This window comes from Fortiea contorta PCC 7126, assembly GCF_000332295.1.
Taxonomy (GTDB): domain Bacteria; phylum Cyanobacteriota; class Cyanobacteriia; order Cyanobacteriales; family Nostocaceae; genus Fortiea; species Fortiea contorta.
Genome location: NZ_KB235930.1, coordinates 945,234 through 964,765, shown reverse-complemented (window position 1 = coordinate 964,765; position 19,532 = coordinate 945,234). Strand labels below are relative to the sequence as shown.

At 42.7% G+C, this 19,532-nt stretch carries 15 protein-coding genes; 8 read left to right on the top strand and 7 right to left on the bottom strand.

Annotated features, from left to right (window positions below):
• Positions 1-48: 48 nt before the first annotated feature.
• Both MIC7126_RS0104490 and MIC7126_RS0104485 read left to right on the top strand, forming a co-directional pair.
• Entirely contained in the window at positions 49-582 is a 534-nt protein-coding gene (locus MIC7126_RS0104490; RefSeq protein WP_017651928.1) for a GAF domain-containing protein, read from the top strand.
• A 21-nt stretch (positions 583-603) separates the two neighbouring features.
• On the top strand, positions 604-891 hold the full coding sequence (locus MIC7126_RS0104485) for an antibiotic biosynthesis monooxygenase family protein (protein WP_017651927.1): 288 nt from the start codon (positions 604-606) through the stop codon (positions 889-891).
• Between the two features lie 105 nt (positions 892-996).
• Here the strand turns inward: MIC7126_RS0104485 and pcrA are convergent, their stop codons facing one another.
• The 4 genes from pcrA to MIC7126_RS0104465 all read right to left on the bottom strand — a co-directional run bounded on the left by pcrA (position 997) and on the right by MIC7126_RS0104465 (position 8,291).
• The gene (pcrA, locus tag MIC7126_RS0104480) at positions 997-3,321 is read right to left on the bottom strand and encodes a DNA helicase PcrA (protein WP_017651926.1); all 2,325 of its coding nucleotides are present in this window, start codon (positions 3,319-3,321) and stop codon (positions 997-999) included.
• Positions 3,322-3,597: 276 nt separating this feature from the next.
• Positions 3,598-5,322 carry a sensor histidine kinase gene (locus MIC7126_RS0104475; RefSeq protein WP_017651925.1) on the bottom strand — a complete coding sequence of 575 codons (1,725 nt, stop codon included), beginning with the start codon at positions 5,320-5,322 and terminating at the stop codon, positions 3,598-3,600.
• A 438-nt stretch (positions 5,323-5,760) separates the two neighbouring features.
• Positions 5,761-7,035, bottom strand: a complete 1,275-nt coding sequence (metK, locus tag MIC7126_RS0104470) for a methionine adenosyltransferase (RefSeq protein ID WP_017651924.1) — start codon at positions 7,033-7,035, stop codon at positions 5,761-5,763.
• 251 nt (positions 7,036-7,286) lie between these two features.
• A complete protein-coding gene (locus tag MIC7126_RS0104465; RefSeq protein ID WP_017651923.1) occupies positions 7,287-8,291 on the bottom strand; it encodes a phosphoribulokinase in 1,005 nt (334 codons plus the stop codon).
• Positions 8,292-9,573: 1,282 nt separating this feature from the next.
• Here MIC7126_RS0104465 and petH point away from each other — a divergent pair.
• The 4 genes from petH to MIC7126_RS0104445 all read left to right on the top strand — a co-directional run bounded on the left by petH (position 9,574) and on the right by MIC7126_RS0104445 (position 14,573).
• Positions 9,574-10,914 (top strand): ferredoxin--NADP reductase, encoded by a 1,341-nt coding sequence (gene petH, locus MIC7126_RS0104460; RefSeq protein WP_017651922.1) that lies wholly within the window; start codon positions 9,574-9,576, stop codon positions 10,912-10,914.
• 212 nt (positions 10,915-11,126) lie between these two features.
• Positions 11,127-12,413, top strand: coding sequence for a homoserine dehydrogenase (locus MIC7126_RS0104455; RefSeq protein WP_017651921.1), 1,287 nt, complete (start codon positions 11,127-11,129; stop codon positions 12,411-12,413).
• Between the two features lie 57 nt (positions 12,414-12,470).
• Positions 12,471-13,529, top strand: coding sequence for an S-methyl-5-thioribose-1-phosphate isomerase (gene mtnA, locus MIC7126_RS0104450; protein WP_017651920.1), 1,059 nt, complete (start codon positions 12,471-12,473; stop codon positions 13,527-13,529).
• A 375-nt stretch (positions 13,530-13,904) separates the two neighbouring features.
• Entirely contained in the window at positions 13,905-14,573 is a 669-nt protein-coding gene (locus MIC7126_RS0104445; protein ID WP_026100034.1) for a pentapeptide repeat-containing protein, read from the top strand.
• A 178-nt stretch (positions 14,574-14,751) separates the two neighbouring features.
• Here the strand turns inward: MIC7126_RS0104445 and MIC7126_RS0104440 are convergent, their stop codons facing one another.
• Together MIC7126_RS0104440 and MIC7126_RS0104435 are read right to left on the bottom strand one after the other, a co-directional pair.
• Positions 14,752-15,879 carry an ABC transporter ATP-binding protein gene (locus tag MIC7126_RS0104440; protein WP_017651918.1) on the bottom strand — a complete coding sequence of 376 codons (1,128 nt, stop codon included), beginning with the start codon at positions 15,877-15,879 and terminating at the stop codon, positions 14,752-14,754.
• A 75-nt stretch (positions 15,880-15,954) separates the two neighbouring features.
• The gene (locus tag MIC7126_RS0104435; RefSeq protein WP_017651917.1) at positions 15,955-16,686 is read right to left on the bottom strand and encodes a GUN4 domain-containing protein; all 732 of its coding nucleotides are present in this window, start codon (positions 16,684-16,686) and stop codon (positions 15,955-15,957) included.
• A gap of 360 nt (positions 16,687-17,046) precedes the next feature.
• Between MIC7126_RS0104435 and MIC7126_RS0104425 the strand changes: the two genes are divergently transcribed.
• On the top strand, positions 17,047-18,468 hold the full coding sequence (locus MIC7126_RS0104425) for an NADP-dependent isocitrate dehydrogenase (protein WP_017651915.1): 1,422 nt from the start codon (positions 17,047-17,049) through the stop codon (positions 18,466-18,468).
• Here MIC7126_RS0104425 and MIC7126_RS30135 read toward each other — a convergent pair.
• Complete coding sequence (locus MIC7126_RS30135) at positions 18,453-18,668, bottom strand: hypothetical protein (RefSeq protein WP_154655827.1); 216 nt, start codon at positions 18,666-18,668, stop codon at positions 18,453-18,455. The genes MIC7126_RS0104425 and MIC7126_RS30135 overlap by 16 nt on opposite strands.
• Before the next feature lie 97 nt (positions 18,669-18,765).
• On the opposite strand from MIC7126_RS30135, the gene MIC7126_RS0104420 reads away from it, so the two are divergent.
• A complete protein-coding gene (locus MIC7126_RS0104420) occupies positions 18,766-19,521 on the top strand; it encodes a superoxide dismutase (RefSeq protein ID WP_017651914.1) in 756 nt (251 codons plus the stop codon).
• Positions 19,522-19,532: the final 11 nt, after the last annotated feature.

Here is a 19,532-nt window from a genome sequence, read left to right as displayed (position 1 = left end):
CGTCTCTACATTTAAATTCTGCAGCAAGGTGAAAAAATTTCAAATACTATGTCTCAGCTAAATTTTCCTCCAGCGATCACTAACATTTTAGAATCCGATTTACCAGCAGATATTTTCTTTCCTAAACTGCTACAAGCTGTGGGTGAATTTTTGCAGTGCGATCGCTGTTTTCTCTACCTACACAACCCCAATTTATATCTCGGTAAAGTCGCTTTTTGTTGGGTTCGTACTCCAAATTTACCCAGTATCCATAACGAGGAATGGGTATCGCAACCCTCATCTTTAGTAGATGAAGATCCGATGTTTGCGGCCGCGCTGCGTACTCAACCATCAATATTTGTTGAAGACGTGGAAACTGCTGATTCTCAAATTTTAAATCGGCAATTTGAACAGGAAAATTTTGGACATCGTGCTCTCATTCATGCTCATATTTGTGATGATGGTCAACTTTGGGGTGTATTGCAACCATGCATTTTTAATCATCCCAGAATTTGGACTGAATATGAACGAGAGGTGATTAATAATATTGTAGAAAAAATCGCCCCTTTGACAGTTGCTTATATCAAGTCTGATTTTCATTAAATATTCCCATTCACAGCATTTATGATTCTAGAAGCAGTAATTCTCAATATTAAATCTGGGCAGGAATATGAGTTTGAATCTGTTTTTAAAAATGCTTCTATAATTATCTCATCTATGCCAGGATATTTATCCCATGAATTGCATAGATGTATAGAAGTTCGGGGTAAATATTTATTACTTGTTAAATGGGAAACTTTAGCAGATCATACTGTAGGATTTAGAGGCTCTACTGAATATCAAGAGTGGAAAAAAATGCTGCACCATTTTTATGATCCTTTTCCTACAGTTGAGCATTTTGAGCAGGTGTAAACATATAGCATTTCTCGTTTTATGATGGCATACCTCGTTGAGGTTAGGGATTAGGAATTAGGGGCTAGAGACTAACTAAGGTGTACTTCTAGAAAACAAGAAATATCATTCCACTCTTTGCAATTGCGCTACTCTCGGATCAATGATTTTTTGTCCCAAATTCGCAAATTTTATCGCTACAGAAATTTTATTCCCTGCTCCAAATACATGCGTAATTTCACCTAAACCAAAGGTTTTGTGTAAGACACGATCGCCTACTTGCCAATTCTCTGGGTTACTAGGCTTAACACCTCTCACCGCACTACTTTTAGTATAAGTCTGTCGGCTTCTATGTTGAGTAGCTAATAGTTCTTCTGGTAATTCGTCGAGAAATTGCGATCGCACTGCAGGTTCCCGCGAACCATATAAGCGGCGTTCACGGGCGTGTGATAAATATAACCTTTCCTGAGCACGAGTAATCCCCACATAACAAAGGCGGCGTTCTTCTTCTAAGGCTGCAGGATCACTCAGTGAACGATAATTAGGAAATAAACCTTGTTCTAACCCCACCAAATAAACTACGGGAAATTCCAGACCTTTGGAAGCGTGCAATGTCATTAAAGATACTGCTGTTTTTCCTTCTTTTAAATTATCTAAATCAGAACTGAGGGCGGTACTTTGCAAAAATGCTTGTAGGGTGACATCTTCATTTTCTTCTTGAAATTGTAACACCGCGTTGTAAAGTTCCTGGACGTTTTGGATGCGGTCTTCTGATTCATCTGTACCCTGACTTTGCAAATCTTGAATATAACCAGAATCTTCTAGCACTCCTTGCAAAACTTCAGTTACAGGCATTGTAGCCATTTTTGTTTGCCAAGTGCCAATCATTTTCGCAAAGCTATTCACCGCTTTTGTAGCGCGTCCAGCTAAAGTATTAACTGAGGTTTCATCGCTGAGAATTTCCCACAAAGTTGTACCTAATTGTTGGGAAGCATTGACTAAACCATCAATGGTAGTTTTGCCAATCCCGCGTCGGGGAGTGTTAATAACTCTTAACAAACTCACTGTATCAGCCGGGTTAGCGATCGCTCTCAAGTAGGCTATCACATCTTTAATTTCTTTGCGATCGTAAAATCGCATCCCCCCCACCACAGTATAAGGAATTTGATTCCTCACCAATAATTCTTCAAAAGGGCGGGATTGAGCATTTGTGCGGTAGAGAATCGCAAAACTTCCCCAATTCAACTCTGGGTTTTGATGTTCTAAAGTTCGGATCTGATTAATTACAAAATCGGCTTCCGCGAGTTCATCATCTGCTTTATAACAATAAATATCCTCACCTGCGCCCCGCGTCGGTTTGAGAATTTTATCAATCCGCTGGGTATTATTTTCAATCAACTCATTAGCAGCTTGTAAAATGTTCTCACAAGAGCGATAGTTTTCCTCTAATTTAACCATCGTCCGCGTATCATCATCTGGTAAACCATCACCAAAATCTTCTTGAAATTCCAGCAAAATGGTGAAGTCAGCCATTCTAAAGCTGTAAATTGATTGATCTGCATCACCTACCACAAAAACCGAGCGATTCCGCCATTCCCATTCGCTTTTGTTCTCTTCTCCATTTGTCACCAACAAGCGAATCAAATCATATTGCGTGCGGTTAGTATCCTGATATTCATCTACTAGAATATGACAGAATTTGCGATGCCAATAACCTAATACTTGTTCATTTTGTTGAAATAATCTTGTCGGAATCAAGATTAAATCGTCAAAATCTAAAGCATTATTTTCCGCTAACTTATCTTGATAACAACTATAAACTTGAGCAATCACCCTTCCGCGATAGTTTGGCTGTTCTCGCTCAAACTCCTGGGGTGAAAAACCTTGATTTTTGGCATTACTAATAGCGTAGCGGACAGAACGATGGTCAAATTTCTTATCGTCTAAGTTTAGCTGTTTATTGACGATTTCTTTAATCAGACTTTGCACATCTGATTCGTCAAAAATTGAGAAATTTCTATTCCACCGTCGCCCTTTTTCATCTTGATATTTTTCAATATCAAAACGCAGAATCCGCGAAAACAAACTATGAAAAGTACCACACCACAAATCTTTAATTGTGGTACGATAAACCTGCGATCGCAGTTTGACTTGTTCATATTCAGGTAACAAATCAAAACGCTGACCATACTCAGACATCGCCAACTGTTCAGCGAATAGTTTTTGAACCCGCTCCTTCATTTCCCGCGCGGCTTTATTAGTAAAAGTCACCGCCAAGATATTATCAGGCGCGACGCGGTGTTTAAGAATTAAATTAGCAATCCGATAAGTCAGCGCTCGTGTTTTACCAGAACCTGCGCCAGCGACGACTAACAAAGGGCCGCAGTAATGTTCTACGGCTTGACGTTGACTGGGATTGAGATGACTGAGAAAGTCAATACTTGTAGTCATGGATAACCAAGGCGACTAAAAACAAGAATTGCCGTTTTTGACAATATGGCGATGAACACACATTATTCTAGTACGCCACGACGCAAATAAACCACCAATATTAAAACTCTTAAAAGCTGACACCAATTATTTTGATATATATTGAGCCGGGTGTTGGGTCTCATGCTTATAACAATTCCCAATTACATGAAGTACACCTTAGCTAGTCTCTAACCCCTAATTCCTAGCTCCTGACTTCAATGAAATGTACCATCATAAAATGAGAAACGCTATAACTTATTCTTGCACTGTTAGTGGTAGACGGACAGTAAAAATGGAGCCGACTCCAGGCTGACTTTTAACAGTAATTTCGCCACCCATCATCTGACAAAAATGGCGACTAATTGCTAATCCTAATCCCGTACCACCATACTTTTTCGTAGTCGAAGTATCTCCTTGAATAAAAGGTTGAAATAATTGCTGCTGTTGACCGGGAGTCATCCCAATTCCTGTATCAGTCACAGTGAAAGTAATCACACCAAAAGGTGCATTAATTAATGCATCTTTTTTTTCACATTTCACTGTCAGAGTCACTTTTCCGTTAGTAGTAAACTTAGCAGCATTGCTCAATAAATTTAACAATACTTGCCGCATTCTTGTTTGATCAGCATACATTGTTCCCAGTTCACGCTCGCAATCGACTTCGAGAACATTGCCATTTTTTTCTATTGCTGGCTTCACGGTGAGCACGAGATTGTGAATTAATGTAGTAATCTCAAATGTCTCTGGGTAGAGAGTCATTTTCCCCGCTTCAATTTTTGATAAATCGAGGATATCGTTAATTAATTCTAGTAAATGTCTACCAGCAGAGTTGATTGTTTCTAAATCTGTGATGAAATCTCCTGACAAATTCAGATCCGTCGCATCGTCTTGAAGTAATTGGCTCAAACCAATCACAGCATTTAAAGGTGTGCGTAACTCATGACTAACATTGGCGAGAAACACACTTTTGGCTTTGCTAGCAGCTTCTGCTAATTCCTTTGCTTGCTGTAACTCTTTAGTGCGTTCTGATACCCGCTCAATTAAACGATTGAGAGATTTAGCTAATAAACCAATTTCATCTTCGGTGGTGACGGGAGCGCGCAAATCAAAATTAGACTTTCGCGCTACCTGTTCTGCGACTTGGGTGACAGTAATCACTGGTTCTGCGATCGCTCGACTAGTCCGCCAAGCTACAATAGCAGCGACCGCTACCGACACCAGCATACTCATCATCACAATTAATCTCTCTACCCCCTTTGCTTGCTCAACTCCTCTGGTTTGTTCTATTTCTTGTTCTTGTGCATTTTGCAAATATCTGCTCAATGTCTGCGAAAGCTGATCTAAGCGCATTGCAGTTTCTCCTCGCATAATCCTCAGCAACTGCTCCTGCGCTGTAGAAATCTGCTGTGGTTGTTTTGGTTGGCTATCAATTGACTGCAATACAGACTCTATTTGCTCCACATAAGACTTTAAATTAGTCTCATATTCCTGTAACAAAGTCTCTAAATTAGCACTGGCTGCAGCTAAATTTCTAGGATTACTGTTGACAAAATCAGTAATTCGTGACTCTAATATCTTTGCTTTCTCAACGCTCATCAAAAATTCAGCTTTTTTCATCTGTAGGCGCTGCGCGTCTACCAAAGTCGCAGCCAAGCTAAAGCTGTGCAGTTGTGCTCCCATCACTGCATCCTTATAATCACTCAATAATTGTGCTTGCTGATTGACTTCGTATAGCTGTTTAACTGCTCTCCCACGCCAGTAGTTAGCAACTACCAAGCCGGTGAGTGAGCCAAAGAAGCCAATCCCAATCGCCACAAAATATCCGTAGCCAATTTTTTGATGTATGCGCCAAGAACTAGCTTTGAGTTTCCCTCTTGAGGGGAATTCTATGGTAGGGAGTTCGTCTATAAATGGCTCTTCCTCTAGCACTGTTTTGCTTTCTGAACTGCTGTTAACAGGAGTTGGCTTTTGAGTTTGCATACCTCAAATTTTTTCACTCTCCCGTAAAAATCACCACACTAGCTGTGTCCGTGTAATCACTACAATTGCTGATTGACACTCACATTCTCTTCTTTTATAGCAAGAGCGAATCACTACTCACCAGATGATTGGCGCGACTTTTCTCGTATTGGAGACGAATATTGAGCCAAAAACTAGAGGTAATTAAACTGACTCTATAGATATAAATCTATCGAATTTTGTCTTGACCGTTTTTCCAGTCAGCAAACTTCCACAAGTGTGTCTTTCTACTTTAACCGAAGCGTAGTCAATTGCGGCGAATTTTTCATGATTGAGATCAGCATATGAATCTAAGACAAAACCCTCTATGTCTAAGTAGAGGGTTTTGGTAATCAAAGGTGAAGACAAGAACAAACAAGTTGTCTATCTTATTTTCCTCACCATTTGCGAGTTTTTAACTTATTGTAATGTTTGCGCGATCGCAGCCGAAAGTGACTCGTTAAGTGCTTGCTTCAACAGTTCCGCCTTATCGGTGCGCTCCCAAGGCAAGTCTAAATCACTCCGCCCAAAATGTCCGTAAGCCGCGACGTCCTGATAAAAACGTCCGCCTCTTTCATTGGGTAAGTTGCGTAAGTTGAAACTATGGATGATTCCCGCCGGTCTTAATTCAAAGTGCTTTTTCACCAGTTCCAACAAGGTTTCTTCGTCCACCTTGCCAGTACCGAAGGTTTCCACCAAAATACTAGTGGGTCGCGCTACACCAATGGCATAGCTTAACTGCACCTCACATTTTTCTGCCAAACCAGCAGCTACAACGTTTTTCGCTACATAGCGCGCCGCATAAGCCGCCGAACGGTCTACCTTGGTGGGGTCTTTCCCAGAAAAAGCACCGCCGCCATGACGAGAATAACCGCCGTAGGTATCAACAATGATTTTCCGTCCAGTTAAACCAGAGTCGCCCTGGGGGCCGCCAACAACAAATTTTCCTGTAGGATTGACTAAAAAGCGTGTTTCTGCATCAGGCTTGACATCAATATCGCCAAATACAGGTTCAACTACCGCCGACCACAGGTCTGCTTTAATCTTGGCTTGTACTGCTGCCTCGTCTGTAATTTCTCCAATAGAGGCTGTATGCTGGGTAGAAATCAGAATTGTATCGATACCTACGGGGCGTCCATCTTCATAGACTACAGTTACTTGAGTTTTGCCATCTGGACGCAGATAGGACAAATCTCCTGTCTTTCTCACCGCTGCTAGTCGGCGAGCAATCCGATGGGCGAGACTGATAGGTAAAGGCATTAATTCCGGTGTTTCGTTGCTAGCAAAGCCGAACATAATACCTTGATCACCCGCACCGATTTTGTCGAATAGTTCATCACTATCCTGCTCACGGGTTTCTTGGGCGGTGTTCACGCCTTGAGCAATATCCGGTGATTGTTCGTCTAAAGCTATCAGCACACTGGTGCTATTGGCAGAAAAGCCGTTATCAGCATCAGTGTAGCCAATTTCGGCGATTTTTTTGCGGGCGAGATGCACATAGTTAACATTCGCTTTGGTGGTAATTTCCCCGGTAATTAGCACCAACCCTGTATTAACTACTACTTCTGCTGCTACACGGCTAGTAGGATCTTGTGTCAGTAAGGCATCGATAATCGTATCAGAAATCTGATCGCATATCTTATCTGGATGACCTTCGGTAACTGACTCTGAGGTAAATAAATATCGACGAGACAAAGGCAGTTCCTCCTTTTAAAGCGTTTTCGCTGACTAAATCTAGTGATTTAGTTCAGTTACTCCAATTTATGAAATCATAACAATAATTACACAATCATTAGTTAGTGTGGTTCGTATCTTCTCAAAAACCACTAACAATTCATAAATATATGTAGGAGAAATAATATTTACTTTGAATAAATGTTTTGACAAACACAAAAAAGGGGATACCCCAAAGCATCCCCCGAAGATTTGACACAAACACTGCTGTTTTAAACTTGAACTGCTAACTTGGCTTCTGTTGCTGTTAACCGTTCATATGCATCACGCATTTTCAAACCTGTCAGTACTTGGAATAAACCAGTTCCGTTATTGGAACCAGGATATTCGCGGTGTTTGAGTAACAAATGAGTCAACTCACCTTGGTATTTCGTGGACGTGTTACTCAGATGAGTTTCGATGTAAATTACCTCTTCGAGATTGTCAAACTGACCATCCACCTCTAGTACTGTTACGTAACGGCCGTAGTACACATCTGAACCATAGTATAATTGCATACCAGGATAGGAACAGGTAAGCTTACGTCCGCAAGGAGTCCAGTTAATTGTTGACCCTTCATCAAAGAGGTAAGCCGGCGCAAAACCTTCTTTACCTTCTCTTTGCAACATCCGTACCCGCAGTACTTTGCGCTCTGTATCGTCTTTGATTAAGTTAGTAGGTAATACTTGCAAAACCACATCAGCAAATTCTCTTTGTGGTTCGATATACTTTTCAAAATCAGGCTTGCGGGAATTGATTTGAGCTAAAACATCTTCATAACGATGACCGCGCTCTGCCATATCTCGCTGAATTTTCCAGGCAATTTTGACTTCATCGCTGATGTCGAAATAAACACTGAAATCGATTAGTTCTCGGACTCGCTCGTCATATAAAGGATGCAATCCTTCCACAACAACAATATGATTTGGCTTGATCACTTCTGGCGGATCAATCATGCCAGTTTCGTGATTATAAATCGGTTTATTAATCTGTTGACCACTCTTGAGCGCTTTAATTTGCTCATACATCAGGTCAAAATTGTTCGCTCTGGGGTCAAGTGCAGTAATTCCAGTTTCTTTGCGCTGTTTGCGATCCAAAGAATGGTAGTCATCCAAGCAGATGACAGTCATTAAATCTTCACCAAACAAATCGATCAAACGACGCAAAAACGTAGATTTACCGCAACCTGAGTCTCCGGCTACGCCAATCAGTACCACGCGTTCTGGCTTACTTGTCATAAATCTCCTCTAAATACTAAAAAAGATGTGTCAATCAATAATTTTTCACACAGCAGATTAAGCCAGGAAGCCAACCTCATTGGTTTGTCCTGCGTTCTCGCTACCCACAGCGCCGTGAGAAGTCAAACGAGTATACAACAAGGTAATAGTTACTACTCGTTAGCCTAGCCTGAATTCGTTGTTGGTAAGTATTTAATCCTAGTGGTATACTCGATCTTAACAGAAGGCGGTATTCTATACAAGATTTACTGTCAGGAAGAATCCGGTGGTTCGCTGATCATTATTAATCATTTGCTGACTAATTTTTAAAGACATCACACAAGTACGTATCCGCACTCTAGTTACGGCAGACAAGCGATCGCATCTGTATTAACCAAGTCTATAATGTATCATTTTCCCTAAGAGCAAATTTTTCCACCTTCAGGAATTTTCATTAGCTCTAGCACTATCCTCTCCACATTTCCCGGCAAAATCTATCCAACGAATGAGTCAGCGACTCACCACCATTTATTCTCTAGAGTACAACTACTTTGTGCCGCTAGCTAGACCTCACTCCCGCGCCCCCCGACACACAATGCACCCTGTGATCACTGAGAACTCTCATGCTAGAGGTTGACAGATGTTTCACATCAAGTAAAACTTATTATAGTTGCTGTTGGCATGTATTTATGTATCATTCTGGATAACAGATTGAGCAAATATTAGCCCCAAAAATCAGCCCTGACTAGGTGGTGGCAGCGGCTAAACACGCCCTCAAAGCAACTCAAAAAAGTTTTCTCCCCAGTGAGCCGGGTAGAATCAGGGAAATCAAGCCAATGGCAAGTTAGCCATTGGTAGTTGAAGTTTTCCTAAATTGCCTAAAAAAAGGCACATACATGAGTGGTAGCTATGGCTACTCAAAAATACTTGAGCACATAGCTAAAGTTACCAGCTATTCTTCTACAAGTGAAGAATATGTCATGTTTTGAATAAATCAACTACACGTGTATCAGTATGTGTAGACAGGTATCTGTGAGTGGTGGTAGTTAACGAAAAAAAGATTAAATTGACTCATTATTAACATTCTCCAACAGACTTATCCTCTAACTTAGAAGGTGAACAGGTGTGTTTTGACGCTACCTGCACGTCTTTGGTGAGTGTACTTAAGCATTGCATTAGCTAATAATGCCCCTTTCCCAAAGCGTCAGTTTTGTGAAACGAAAATCCGCTAAACTAAAGCTGGCTTGTGATGGGAAGAGTTTTTTTCAAAAACGGTTAAGTAAACATCGGAGTGGTAGAACGAATGTCTAATCAAGGTACTGTTGAAAGTGCTGCCAACACAGAATCAGGTAGCCGAATCTTCGTTTACGAAGTGGTGGGTCTGCGTCAGAACGAAGAAATTGATCAAACTAACTACCCAATTCGTCAAAGTGGCAGTGTGTTCATCAGAGTGCCTTACAACCGCATGAACCAAGAAATGCGACGGATCACTCGCCTAGGCGGCAAAATTGTAAGTATTCAACCCACAAGTCCCCTAGCACAAATTGATGCTGGGGAAATTGCTAACGGCAAAACTGCCCAGTTGGCAACATCTGAGCAGAATACTGGCAACGAAGGGAACGGTCAAGCCACACCTGTGAGTGCGAAAAGTGAAGTCAAAGGCTTCGCTAAATCACCAGCGGAAGACCAGCATAAGAAGAAGGACACAAAAGGCAACACCATGTCTCAAGCGAAAGCCAAAAAAGACGCCCATGCTGACGTTCCTGTCAACATTTACCGCCCCAATGCGCCGTTTATTGGTAAGTGTATATCTAATGACCCGTTAGTCCAAGAAGGCGGGATTGGTATTGTTCAGCACATCAAGTTTGACCTTTCTGGTAGTAATTTAAGATACATAGAAGGTCAGAGTATCGGCATTATTCCGCCCGGTTTGGACAAAAACGGCAAGCCTGAAAAACTCAGACTGTACTCAATTGCTTCCACCCGTCATGGTGACGATGTTAATGACAAGACAGTCTCGTTGTGCGTCCGCCAGCTAGAGTATAAGCATCCCGAAACAAGCGAAACAGTTTATGGTGTTTGCTCTACTCACCTCTGTTTCCTAGAACCAGGAGCAGATGTCAAAATTACAGGGCCTGTGGGTAAAGAAATGTTGTTACCCGAAGACCCAGAAGCCAAAGTGATTATGATGGCGACAGGGACAGGTATCGCGCCGATGCGGGCTTACTTATGGCGCATGTTTAAGGACGCAGAAAGAGCGGCTAACCCAGACTACAAGTTTAATGGTTTAGCTTGGCTGATATTTGGTGTACCAACAACTCCAAATATCCTCTACAAAGAAGAACTCGAAGAAATCCAAAACAAATATCCTGATAACTTCCGCCTCACCTACGCCATCAGCCGGGAACAAAAAAATCCCCAAGGTGGTAGAATGTACATCCAAGACCGAGTAGCAGAACACGCAGATGAACTGTGGCAGTTGATTAAACAAGAAAAAACCCACACCTACATCTGCGGTTTGCGTGGTATGGAAGGCGGTATTGATGAGGCGCTATCCGCTGCTGCTGCTAAAGATGGTGTCACCTGGAGTGATTACCAGAAGGAACTCAAAAAAGCTGGTCGCTGGCACGTAGAAACCTACTAATTATTGAGTTTCATATTTACTTAAGTAGGGTGGGCGTTGCTCACCCTACAATTGTTTAGGCAGTGTTGCTAAATTAATGGGCACTGCTTACCCTACAATTGTTTTGTTATAAATATTGTGAACATCTGAGAACAGAGTTATGAGTGCTGAGTATAAAAATACTAAGTACTTGTAACTACTAGACACTCAGCAATAAATTTGGTGAAAAGTTTGTGGGCGTAAAGCTGGGAATCTTAGGATTAGGCACTGTAGGAACGGGAACAGTACAGTTACTACAAGACGCGGTTGGGCGTCACCCGTTGTTGCCGGAAATTGAAATATATCGCGTGGGAGTAAGATCGCACAATAAGCCTCGTGCAGTAGAACTTCCAGAAGGGACAATCACAACAGATTTAGAGGCAATTGTCAACGACCCATTGGTAGATATAGTCGTAGAGGTAATGGGAGGACTAGAACCGGCGCGATCGCTCATCCTCCAAGCCTTACGCAACGGGAAACACGTAGTCACGGCAAATAAAGCCGCGATCGCCCGTTTTGGTGATGAAATCTTTACCACAGCAAATGCATCTGGGGTATACGTACTGCTAGAAGCGGCGGTGGGTGGCGGTATCCCCGTCATTCAACCCCTCAAGCAATCCTTAAGCGTCAACCGCATTCATACCGTCACGGGTATAGTCAACGGTACCACTAACTACATCCTCACCCGGATGCAAAATGAAGGCGGTAACTTTGATGATGTATTAGCTGATGCTCAAAGATTGGGTTATGCGGAAGCCGATCCCACCGCCGATGTGGATGGCTTAGACGCTGCAGATAAAATAGCCATCCTAGCGTCATTAGCCTTTAACGGACGCATCGACCTCCAAGATGTTTACTGTGAAGGGATTCGGCAAGTGAGCAAAACAGATATTGCCTATGCCGAGAAATTAGGGTTTGTGATTAAATTGCTGGCGATCGCCAAAAAAATCACCCCATCATCTTCCCTCTCCGTCCGTGTCCATCCTACCTTAGTACCAAAAGTACATCCCTTAGCCAGTATTAATGGCGTGTATAATGCGATTCTGGTAGAAGGAGAACCCATCGGTCAAGTGATGTTCTTCGGCCCTGGTGCGGGCGCGGGTGCAACTGCTAGCGCTGTCTCATCGGATATCTTAAATTTAGTTGCTACCCTCAAAACCAGTACAACTAGCCCCAATCCGTTATTGAGTTGTGGACATCAAGACTATTGTCAAATTGCACCCACAGCAGAACTCGTCACCCGCTTTTACACGCGCTTCCTGACTGGCGATCACCCAGGTGTTATCGGCAAAATCGGTACTTGCTTCGGTAATCACGGTGTCAGCTTGGAGTCAATTGTGCAAACTGGTTTTCAGGGAGAACTAGCAGAAATTGTCGTTGTGACTCACGACGTTACAGAAGGGGATTTCCATCAAGCCTTAGCAGAAATTCGCACCTTGGAAGCAATAGTTAGCATTCCTAGTTTATTACGCGTGCTTTAGGGTTACGCACGTGGTTGATCAGTTTTTTTTGTCTCACGTAAAGAAGACCACAAAAATATGACAAATTCCCCAAAACCAGTTTATCCAGTGATTTGGCACAACGACGCCGCATCATTAATTGACCAAACCCGCTTACCTAATGAGTATTCTTTTGTAGAAATCAGCCGCAGTGAAGATATGGCGCGGGCGATTAAAACTATGATTGTCCGGGGAGCGCCAGCAATTGGTGTCGCTGCGGCTTATGGAATGTATCTGGGAGCGAGGGAAATTGAGACAAGCAATCGTGATGAATTTTTGCAACAGTTAGAAAAAGTTGCTCAGTTGTTGCGTTCAACTCGTCCCACAGCAGTAAATTTGTTTTGGGCGATCAACCGGATGATGAGAACCGCCTATGAAAGTATCGGGACGGTAGCAGAAATTAGACAAACCCTGTTGCAAACAGCCCAAGCCCTCAACGCCGAAGATTTACAAACCTGTCAGGCGATTGGCGATCGCGGCTTGACAGCTTTACCCTCAACCCCTGATAAACTGACACTGCTGACCCATTGCAATGCTGGGGCCTTAGCTACCGCGGGTTACGGTACTGCTTTAGGCGTGGTGCGTTCCGCTTGGCGAGAAGGACGTTTAGAAAAGGTATTCGCCGACGAAACCCGTCCCCGCTTACAAGGAGCAAAACTCACTGCTTGGGAGTGTGTTCAAGAAGGAATTCCCGTTACATTAATTACCGATAACATGGCAGCCCATTGTATGCAACAGGGCTTGATTCATGCGGTGGTTGTCGGTGCGGATCGAATTGCTGCTAACGGTGATACAGCCAATAAAATCGGTACGTATAGTTTAGCAATTGTCGCCAAAGCACATCAAGTTCCTTTCTTTGTAGCTGCGCCCCTTTCCACCATTGATTTTGAGTTGTCTGATGGTAGTCAAATTCCCATCGAGGAAAGAAATCCAGAGGAAATATACCAAGTAGGTGAAACTATTCTCACACCTACAGGCGTAGAGTTTTATAATCCAGCTTTTGATGTGACTCCCGCTGAGTTGATTACAGGAATTATTACAGAGAATGGTGTCTTTGCTCCTGGGGAGTTGGCGAAGTCTCAAAAAATTGTTTCTTGACAGAATTAGCTCAAATAACAACAGTTGTATATTTTAACACTACTTAAAATTTATATGGTGTAATTATTACAATATTATAAAGAACAAACACATAAATCTGTACGCAGCGTATAAGTTTAGTGTGTGGTCAATTCTGATACAAATGTAAAGCCTGAAAGCTTTGCTGCATCTAAGTTTTTTAATTGCGATCTTCGCAGCGTAAAGCCTGCGGCATGGCTTCGCTTAGAGACGCTACGCGTAGCTTGCTTCCCCGTAGGGGTACGCTTAGAGCGAGTCCGCGAGCGTCATTGTGAATTGGTACGACTCCACCTCTAAAAAAAGACCGACTTTTGATCCTGACACAATTGGCAAAAATCCATCATTTTAAGGATGAACATGAATCTTACATCTTGGTTTCGTAGACTCTCTACTATTTCCCTCTCGATTTTCCTTAGCTTAACGATCTTTAGTTTGCCCGCTAACGCTTTCGTTCCGAAAGATTACGATAAGTTGCTGCTGACAAACGCCTGTGTTTACTGCGATCTATCGGAAGCAGATCTATCGAATAGAGATTTATATGGTAGCGCCCTTGATGGTGCAAATCTATCAAAAGCCAATCTCTCAGGTGTCCTACTCAATGATGCAAGGCTTCAAGGAGCTAATCTAACGGGAGCCAATTTATCAGGTGCTATCGCGATGGGGACCAATTTGTCGGATGCTAACTTAACGGGGGCTAATCTTTCTCAGGCAGATTTGTATAATGCCCTCCTGAATAAAACAAAGTTGTTAAACGCGAATTTAACCGATGCAGATCTAACAGAGGCGGTTATCTCTGATGCAGATTTGTCTAATGCTTTGGCGAAAAATGCAAAATTAAGGTCAGCGATTCTTTCTCGATCCAATTTATCAGGTGCAGATTTTTCCAATAGCTACTTGAGAAATGCAAAGTTACGAGAAGCCATTCTTAAACAAACTAAGTTATCTGGAGCTGATCTGTTCCAATCGCTTATGCCTGACGGGACTACTTATAACGGAGATGCCTCAAAGTTTGGGGCTAATCAGTAAAACCTGAATCTTTGTTCATTAGTATCACAAAAGTTTCAGCGTTAGCGCTAGCCTTATACCAATTCAAATAATGTTTGCGACACATGGATTATTGTGGAGAGCGGGAAAACCCGTCCCCTTTTATCTACTGTCGCATTCTTTTTACAAATTGGTATTACGAATAAATAAGATATTGTTTTTAATTGTTAGTTCCTAATTTGGACATTTTCGGGAATATTCTCTCGCCAGTATTAGGATCAAACACAAACAACTGATGCAAATCTAGTTGTAAAGAAAGGCGATCGCCTGGACGCAAACGCACATCTCCACCCACTTGGACGTTGATTACAGAAGTAGCACCGGGTAAAGCAACACGAATCAGTGTTTCTCTACCCAGAGGTTCTACTAACTTCACCTCGACCGATAATTCTCCCCTGACATCTTCTTGGTTTCTTTGTTGTTCGTGAATATAAATATGTTCTGGACGAATCCCTAAATCAACACTTTGACCTTGGCGTAATTGGATATTTTTCAGGATATCTGGGGGAACTGTTAATAATTGTCCACCAACATCAAAACCATCATCTTGATAAATTGCTGGCAAAATATTCATCGGGGGACTACCTAAAAAAGTTGCTACCATTTGGTTAGCAGGACTTTGATAAACAGTTTGAGGATCGCCAATTTGTTGAATTCGTCCCCGATTTAACACCACAATTTGATCAGCCAAAGTCATCGCCTCGACTTGATCATGAGTGACATAAACAGTGGTAATTCCCAAATTTTGATGTAGCTGTTTTAATTCTGCCCTTGTATCATCTCGCAACTGAGCATCTAAATTCGATAAAGGTTCATCGAGTAAAAATACTTGGGGTTGACGAGCGATCGCTCTCCCTAATGCTACCCGTTGTTGCTGTCCTCCTGAAAGTTGTTTGGGTTTGCGATCTAACAGATGATCTAAAGAAAGCGATCGCGCCACATCTACCACCCGTTCTTGAATGATTTTCGCGTCAATCTTCCGCATTTGCAAACCAAAAGCGATATTTTGTGCCACCGTCATATGGGGATAAAGGGCGTAGTTTTGGAACACCATTGCTACATCCCGTTGTCGAGCGGGGACATGATTGACTAAGCGATCGCCAATGAAAAGTTTACCTGATGTAGCGGTTTCCAAACCTGCGATCGTCCGCAAAATTGTAGACTTACCGCAACCAGAAGGCCCAACCAAAACCCAAAACTCACCATCAGGAATTGTAAATGAAATATCTTCAATAGCGGTGACGTTGTTGAATCTACGCTTAATATCTTCTAAACGAACATTTGCCATAATCAGATTGGGAATTTCAGTTTTTTTCTCGTTATGCTTGGAGGATTTACCATCAATTCATTGATTAGACGTGCCTTATTGTTGTTCGGGATTTTTTGACCAAGCAGAATGAGCAAATAAAGAAGCAATCACGCGGACTCCACGCAGTTGGTTTGAGAGAGGTAAATGACCTCTAGGAGCGCTTAAATCCCAAGTAAACTCATGGGGATATCGTGTCCAATTATTGCCATTTTTCCAGCCGATTTTTGACCAGAAATTATCCCAATTTTTACCTAAACTCAACCAAATTTCTCGCTGTACTGAGAAACCAAATTTGCCTTCTGAGTGGACTAACCACAAAGTATTAATGGTTTGGAGATCGATAGCAGAAAAGTTATCTACTTCTGTAAAATACAACCATTTTCTTTGTAATGCCATTGGCCCCGCTAATTCACACATTTTTTGGATGGTTAAGCGATCGGCTGCTTGAAAGTCTTGGATGGCGAGTAACTGTTGCAAGGGATTGTAATTAATCTCTGACGCTGATTTTAGAGGTACAATGCCCTCAGGAAAGTTATTTTGTAGGAATTCTTGGACTTTGAGTACATCAGAGTTATAAAGGACTTGATAGGCTTTGCCATCAACCCAATTCGCCGGGGTGTCACGACGTTTGAGTAAAAATTCCATCAACACATCTAAGCCCTCATTACCCAATTCAGCTAACTGGGAAATTATTTGTTGTTGGACTCGAAAAGACCCAGCGATTAACTGGAGGCGAAGGGAGTCGATGTCACTAGCAGGGCCTGATACAATCATTGGGTCTGTCATGCCATTACTCATGTTAACGGAAGCGTGAAAAGCGATCGGCTATGGGTTGTTCTGTAAAGTGAACAATGATAGCGAAAAGTAGTTTACTATTTTTGATCGTACAAAATAGCAATGGTTTCACTCAATCCCACACTTTAGTCTTAAATACTGTAGAAGGGAAAATCTGCGCCTCAGGAGAATAGGAGTTAGAGGTTAGGGACTGGAAAAAGAGAGGAGGTGAGGAGGAATCATAAATTTGGTAATTGCTTCCTCATCTGTTCCATCTCACTTCCATGACCCAGGCCCCCACTTGTTTCACTAGTGGCTCTCCTATTCCCCGTTCCCAACCCTAGCAGCGTATCAATTAGGAGCATGTGAAGTATGTACGAAAAAATTACTCCTCCCACAACCGGAGCAAAAATCACCTTTAAAAATGGTGAACCAGTTGTGCCAGACAACCCCATTATCCCTTTTATTCGGGGTGATGGCACAGGTATAGATATCTGGCCTGCTGCCCAAAAAGTACTGGATGCGGCGGTAGCTAAAGCATATCAAGGCCAGAAGGAAATTAGTTGGTTTAAAGTTTATGCTGGAGATGAAGCTTGTGATTTATACGGTACTTATCAGTATTTACCACAAGACACATTAACAGCAATTAAAGAATATGGTGTAGCGATTAAAGGCCCGCTGACTACTCCTGTGGGTGGTGGGATTCGTTCCTTAAATGTGGCGCTGCGACAAATTTTTGACCTTTACGCCTGCGTACGTCCTTGTCGCTACTATCCAGGTACGCCCTCACCACACAAAAGCCCGGAAAAACTGGATGTAATTGTTTATCGGGAAAATACGGAAGATATTTATTTGGGGATTGAGTGGCGACAAGGTAGCGAAATAGGCGATCGCCTGATTAAAATCCTCAACGAAGAACTCATTCCCGCTACCCCAGAACACGGTAAAAAACAAATTCCCCTAGATGCTGGTATTGGTATCAAACCCATCAGCAAAAAGGGTTCCCAACGCCTGATCCGTCGTGCTATTAAACACGCCCTCCTACTCCCCAAACACAAGCAACAAGTAACTTTGGTGCATAAGGGGAACATCATGAAGTACACCGAAGGTGCTTTCCGCGACTGGGGTTATGAGTTAGCCACGAAGGAATTCCGCCAAGAAACCGTTACAGAACGGGAATCTTGGATTTTGAGTAACAAGGAAAAAAACCCCAATCTTTCCTTAGAAGACAACGCCCGTCAGATTGATCCTGGATTTGATGCCCTCACACCAGAGAAGAAAGCACAAATTGTCGAAGAAGTCAAAGAGGTGCTGGAATCAATTTGGGAAACTCACGGTAATGGTCAATGGAAAGATAAAGTTTTAGTGAATGACCGGATTGCTGACAGTATTTTTCAACAAATCCAAACCAGACCAGATGAATATTCGATTCTGGCGACCATGAACTTGAATGGTGATTACTTGTCAGATGCAGCGGCGGCGATCGTTGGTGGACTGGGGATGGGGCCAGGGGCGAATATTGGCGATACCAGCGCCATCTTTGAAGCCACCCACGGTACAGCCCCCAAACACGCCGGTTTAGATCGGATTAATCCCGGTTCAGTGATTTTATCTGGTGTGATGATGCTGGAGTATCTGGGATGGGAGGAAGCCGCAGATTTGATCAAAAAAGGATTAGGAGCAGCTATAGCTAACCGTCAAGTCACCTACGACTTAGCTCGGCTACTAGAACCAGCTGTAGAACCACTCAAATGCTCTGAATTTGCTGAGGCGATCATTCAGCATTTTGGGTGATGGGGTGATGGGGTGATGGGGTGATGGGGTGATGGGGTGATGGGGTGATGGGGTGATGGGGTGATGGGGTGATGGGGTGATGGGGTGATGGGGTGATGGGGAGAAAAAGAATTGAAGAATTTATGCTGACGCAAGAATCTTCTCCTTCCTCCCACACCTCCCACACCTCCCACACCTCCCCATCTCCCCACACTCCCCACCTCCCAATTCCTCAATCAATCCTTAACTTTTTATAGCCATAATCGTACGAAAATAATAACTGCTGACAGTTTTAATCGATTAGGCTACAAAATTTTTATGACTATTAATCGGCGCCATTTTCTGTTTTTACTCGCAGCAGGTACAAGTAGTTTTGCGTTAGATGCTTGTGCTTTGGCTCAGACTTCTCCTGCTGGAAACTCAAGCAGTCCCAGTACAACGCCAGAAGCAGCAGGGGTGATTAAACTACCGCCGTTACCCTACCCATACGAAGCGCTAGAACCACACATCGATGCGAAAACGATGCAATTTCACCATGATAAGCATCATGCAGCTTACATCAAAAATCTGAATGCAGCCTTAGATAAACACCCAGAATTGAAAAATCGCAGTGTGGAAGAACTGTTACGCAAACTTGACAGAGTACCGGAAGATATTCGCAAAACAGTACGCAACAATGGCGGTGGACACGTCAATCACACAATGTTTTGGGAAATCATGAAGCCCAATGGTGGTGGAGAGCCGACTGGTGAAATTGCTAATGCAATCAATCAAAATTTTGGCAGTTTCGCAGCTTTCAAAAAACAATTCAATGAAGCTGGCGCTAGTCGTTTTGGTAGTGGTTGGGTTTGGCTGGTTCGTAATAAAAATGGCAAGCTAGAAGTCACATCTACAGCTAACCAAGATAGTCCTTTGACTGAAGGAAAATACCCCATTTTAGGCAATGATGTATGGGAACACGCCTACTACCTCAACTACCAAAATCGCCGCGCTGATTACTTAGATGCTTGGTGGAATGTGGTGAATTGGGAGGAGATTAATAAGCGGTTGGCTGCAGCTAGTAAATTTGCTTAAAGGGTGCTGAC